Source organism: Pseudomonas sp. 05N434, from assembly GCF_056396965.1.
This window is the reverse complement of the sequence record NZ_JBFTMK010000437.1, coordinates 1-4343: the sequence shown is the minus strand read 5'-3', so window position 1 is coordinate 4343 and position 4343 is coordinate 1. Positions and strand designations below refer to the sequence as shown.

Sequence of the window (4343 nt, the reverse complement as noted above, 5' to 3'; positions counted from 1 at the left end):
GCCTTGGGCGGCACCGGGTACATCTCGGCGGTGTCGATGAAATTGATCCCGGCGCCCTTGGCGCGTTCGATCTGGGCGAAGGCTTCAGCCTCACTGTTTTGCTCGCCCCAGGTCATGGTGCCGAGGCAGATGGCGCTCACGTTCAGATCGGTACGGCCTAGCTGGCGATAGTCCATCGGGTGCTCCTTGGGCAAAACAATCATAAAAGCAGGTTGAAATATTTTTCGCAATCTGCATAATTGCGCACCTCTTTCTGCAGTGGAAGTGATGCGCCGCCGCCGAAGAATCTTGCCGTTGAACGGACGCGCCGACCCGAGCCCCCGAAAGCGTCTGTATCCGGCTGCCTTTGACTTGTCAAAGTACGCACTATTCAGTAAGATCCGCCGTCTAATTTACAGGGCGGCCCCTGAGGCTATAAAGAATGAAAACTTTTACTGCTAAACCGGAAACAGTAAAGCGCGACTGGTTTGTCGTCGACGCTGCTGGTCAGACCCTGGGTCGTCTGGCCACTGAAATCGCGAGCCGTCTGCGTGGCAAGCACAAGGCTGAGTACACTCCTCACGTTGATACCGGCGACTACATCGTCGTAATCAACGCTGAGCAAGTACGTGTTACTGGCGCTAAAACCACTGACAAAATGTACTACTCCCACTCCGGTTTCCCGGGCGGCATCAAGTCGATCAACTTCGAAAAGCTGATCGCTAAAGCCCCTGAGCGCGTGATCGAGACCGCGGTCAAAGGCATGCTGCCTAAGAACCCGCTGGGTCGCGACATGTATCGTAAGCTGAAAGTCTATGCGGGCGCTGCTCACCCTCATACTGCTCAGCAGCCCCAAGAACTGAAGTTTTAACGGAATAGTTCATTATGTCGGCGACTCAAAATTACGGCACTGGCCGTCGCAAGACTGCAACCGCACGCGTTTTCCTGCGTCCGGGCACTGGTAACATCTCCATCAACAACCGTTCGCTGGATAATTTCTTCGGCCGCGAAACTGCCCGCATGGTAGTTCGTCAGCCGCTGGAATTGACTGAGACTGTCGAGAAGTTCGACATCTACGTCACCGTGATCGGCGGTGGTGTAAGTGGTCAAGCTGGCGCAATCCGCCACGGTATCACTCGCGCTCTGATGGACTACGACGAAACTCTGCGCTCTGCTCTGCGCAAAGCTGGCTTCGTAACCCGCGATGCACGTGAAGTTGAACGTAAGAAAGTCGGTCTGCGTAAAGCGCGTAAGCGTCCGCAGTACTCGAAGCGTTAATTCGCTTTCACGTTCAAAAAGAACGCCCAGTTTCCTTGCGAAGCTGGGCGTTTTTTTATGGGCGCTATTTATCAACGAATTGCGCTGTGACAACTTGCCACATCCGCAGAGGCCCTATACTACAAGGCTTGGCAGTGGAGCCCTTCGGTAATTACCTTGTCAGAATTGGGGCTTTTCATTACCATTCGGCAAAATTTTTATAAGTTCAGATTTTTACTTAGTAGACGCCTGATTTAACAGGCCACAAAGCTGATGGGAGAGGACTGAATGAGCAATGACGGCGTGAATGCAGGCCGGCGTCGCTTCTTGGTAGCAGCCACATCCGTGGTGGGTGCTGCAGGAGCGGTGGGGGCTGCGGTCCCGTTCGTGGGGTCATGGTTTCCCAGTGCCAAGGCGAAAGCCGCAGGTGCACCGGTGAAAGTGAATGTCAGCAAAATCGAGCCAGGCCAGCAAATGATTGCTGAGTGGCGCGGCCAGCCGGTGTTCATCGTCCGCCGTACCGAGGAAATCCTGGGGAATCTGAAAAAGATTGAGGGCCAGCTGTCTGACCCCGCCTCCAAGAACTCGACGCAACCGACCTATGTCGACCCGCAGACGCGTTCGATCAAGCCAGAAGTCCTGCTGCTGATCGGTATCTGCACTCACCTGGGGTGCTCGCCGACCTTCCGTCCAGAAGTGGCACCTGCCGATCTGGGCAAGGATTGGGTCGGGGGCTACTTCTGCCCTTGCCACGGTTCCCACTACGATTTGGCTGGCCGCGTCTACAAGTCGCAACCCGCGCCTTTGAACCTGCCAGTTCCCCCGCATTCCTATGAGACCGATGACATTATTGTCGTTGGCGTCGATACGGAGAAAGCGTGATGAGCAAGTTCATGGATTGGGTTGATGCGCGCTTCCCCGCGACCAAAATGTGGGAAGACCATCTCAGCAAGTATTACGCCCCGAAGAACTTCAACTTCTTCTATTTCTTTGGCTCCCTGGCGCTGCTCGTTCTGGTCAACCAGATCGTTACCGGTGTCTGGCTGACCATGAGCTATACCCCGTCGGCGGAAGAAGCATTCGCTTCCGTCGAATACATCATGCGCGACGTCGAGTACGGCTCGATCCTGCGTCTGCTGCACTCCACTGGCGCTTCGGCGTTCTTCATCGTGGTTTATCTGCACATGTTCCGTGGCCTGCTCTACGGTTCGTACCAGAAGCCGCGTGAGCTGGTGTGGGTGTTCGGCATGCTGATCTACCTGGCGCTGATGGCTGAAGCCTTCATGGGTTACCTGCTGCCGTGGGGCCAGATGTCCTACTGGGGCGCCCAGGTGATCATCTCGCTGTTCGGTGCGATCCCGGTCATCGGAAACGACCTGACCCAGTGGATCCGTGGTGACTACCTGATTTCCGGTATTACCCTGAACCGTTTCTTCGCCTTGCATGTGGTTGCCTTGCCGATCGTGATCCTTGGCCTGGTGGTGCTGCACATTCTGGCGTTGCACGAAGTGGGTTCGAACAACCCGGACGGCGTGGACATCAAGAAACACAAAGACGAAAACGGCGTACCGCTGGACGGCATTGCTTTCCATCCGTACTACACCGTGAAAGATATCGTCGGCGTGGTGGTGTTCCTGTTCATCTTCTGCGCGATCGTGTTCTTCTTCCCGGAAATGGGCGGCTACTTCCTCGAGAAGCCGAACTTTGAAGTGGCGAACGCCTTCAAGACCCCTGAGCACATCGCTCCGGTCTGGTACTTCACGCCGTTCTACGCGATTCTGCGGGCCGTTCCGGACAAGCTCCTGGGTGTTGTTGCCATGGGTGCTTCGATTGCCTTGCTGTTCGTCCTGCCCTGGCTTGACCGTAGCCCGGTCAAGTCCATGCGCTACAAGGGCTGGCTGAGCAAGATCTGGCTCTGGGTATTCTGCATCTCCTTCGTGATTCTTGGCTGGCTGGGCGTCATGGCGCCTACCCCGGAACGTACGTTGCTGTCGCAGGTTTGTACCTTCCTGTACTTCGCCTACTTCATTCTGATGCCGTTCTACACCAGGCTCGAGAAGACCAAACCGGTTCCGGAAAGGGTGACTGGCTGATGAAAAAACTATTTGCTGTACTGATTCTTGCTGCGCTGCCAGCACTGTCCTTCGCGGCCGAACACGGCGGCCCAGAGCTGGAAAAAGTCGACATCGACGTTTCCGACAAGGCTGCCATGCAGGATGGCGCACGTACGTTCGCCAACTATTGCATGGGCTGCCACAGTGCCAAGTTCCAGCGCTACGAGCGTGTCGCCGATGACCTGGGCATTCCTCACGAGCTGATGCTCGAGAAGCTGGTGTTCACTGGCGCCAAGATCGGCGACCACATGAGCATCGGCATGCAGCCGGCTGACGCCAAGACCTGGTTTGGTGCGGCGCCACCCGACCTGACACTGGTGGCTCGCGTTCGTGGCACGGATTGGCTCTATGGCTACCTGCGTTCGTTCTATGAAGACCCGTCGCGTCCATGGGGCGTGAACAACAAGGTGTTCCCGAACGTCGGCATGCCTAACGTTCTGGTCGGCTTGCAGGGTCGCCAGGTGGTAGGCTGTAAACAGGTTCAAGTCGTCGATGACGGCAAGAAGCAGTTCGATCCGCTGACCGGCACCGCTTTGACTCATGAAGCCTGCGATCAACTGACCGTATTGCCGAAAACCGGCACGCTGACCGAAGAGCAGTTCAACGAGAAGGTCAAGAATCTGGTGACCTTCCTGGCCTACTCGGCCAACCCGGTGAAGCTGCAGCATCAGCGCATCGGTACCTATGTGTTGCTGTACCTGGCGTTCTTCTTCGTATTCGCTTACTTGCTCAAGCGTGAATACTGGAAAGACGTCCATTGATAACGTTGTAAGCCATTGCTGTTAATCGCACGCGCCCAGGGGCGTCTCTGAAGGTGTAACGAGTCTGGTGATCCAGGCGTTACGGGAGGCGCCCTCTGGGCGCGCGTGTTTTTCCGTTTTCGATAATTTCAACAAGCGAGGAGGACCGCCATGGGCGTGACCAATCGGTTGGCCTGTTACTCCGACCCCGCCGACCACTATTCCCACCGAGTGCGCATCGTACTTGCAGAGA

General features: G+C 56.1%; 6 protein-coding genes and 1 pseudogene. 6 read left to right on the top strand and 1 reads right to left on the bottom strand.

What is annotated here, in order from left to right; translation table 11 throughout:
* On the bottom strand, positions 1 to 176 hold a 176-nt coding region (locus AC1DLB_RS22745; protein ID WP_477785683.1), incomplete at its 3' end, for an aldo/keto reductase.
* 245 nt (positions 177 to 421) lie between these two features.
* Here AC1DLB_RS22745 and rplM point away from each other — a divergent pair.
* The 6 genes and pseudogenes from rplM to AC1DLB_RS22715 form a co-directional block, all read left to right on the top strand.
* Complete coding sequence (gene rplM, locus AC1DLB_RS22740) at positions 422 to 850, top strand: 50S ribosomal protein L13 (RefSeq protein WP_007939824.1); 429 nt, start codon at positions 422 to 424, stop codon at positions 848 to 850.
* Between the two features lie 14 nt (positions 851 to 864).
* On the top strand, positions 865 to 1257 hold the full coding sequence (gene rpsI / locus AC1DLB_RS22735) for a 30S ribosomal protein S9 (RefSeq protein ID WP_003228056.1): 393 nt from the start codon (positions 865 to 867) through the stop codon (positions 1255 to 1257).
* A 267-nt stretch (positions 1258 to 1524) separates the two neighbouring features.
* Positions 1525 to 2118 carry a ubiquinol-cytochrome c reductase iron-sulfur subunit gene (gene petA, locus AC1DLB_RS22730; RefSeq protein ID WP_007939825.1) on the top strand — a complete coding sequence of 198 codons (594 nt, stop codon included), beginning with the start codon at positions 1525 to 1527 and terminating at the stop codon, positions 2116 to 2118.
* Positions 2118 to 3329, top strand: coding sequence for a cytochrome b (locus AC1DLB_RS22725; RefSeq protein ID WP_018930119.1), 1212 nt, complete (start codon positions 2118 to 2120; stop codon positions 3327 to 3329). Before petA ends, AC1DLB_RS22725 begins: the two co-directional genes overlap by 1 nt.
* Positions 3329 to 4111, top strand: coding sequence for a cytochrome c1 (locus AC1DLB_RS22720; protein WP_018930120.1), 783 nt, complete (start codon positions 3329 to 3331; stop codon positions 4109 to 4111). The genes AC1DLB_RS22725 and AC1DLB_RS22720 overlap by 1 nt, the downstream gene beginning before the upstream one ends.
* A 150-nt stretch (positions 4112 to 4261) precedes the next feature.
* A pseudogene (locus AC1DLB_RS22715) lies at positions 4262 to 4343 on the top strand (stringent starvation protein A); the annotation flags it as partial.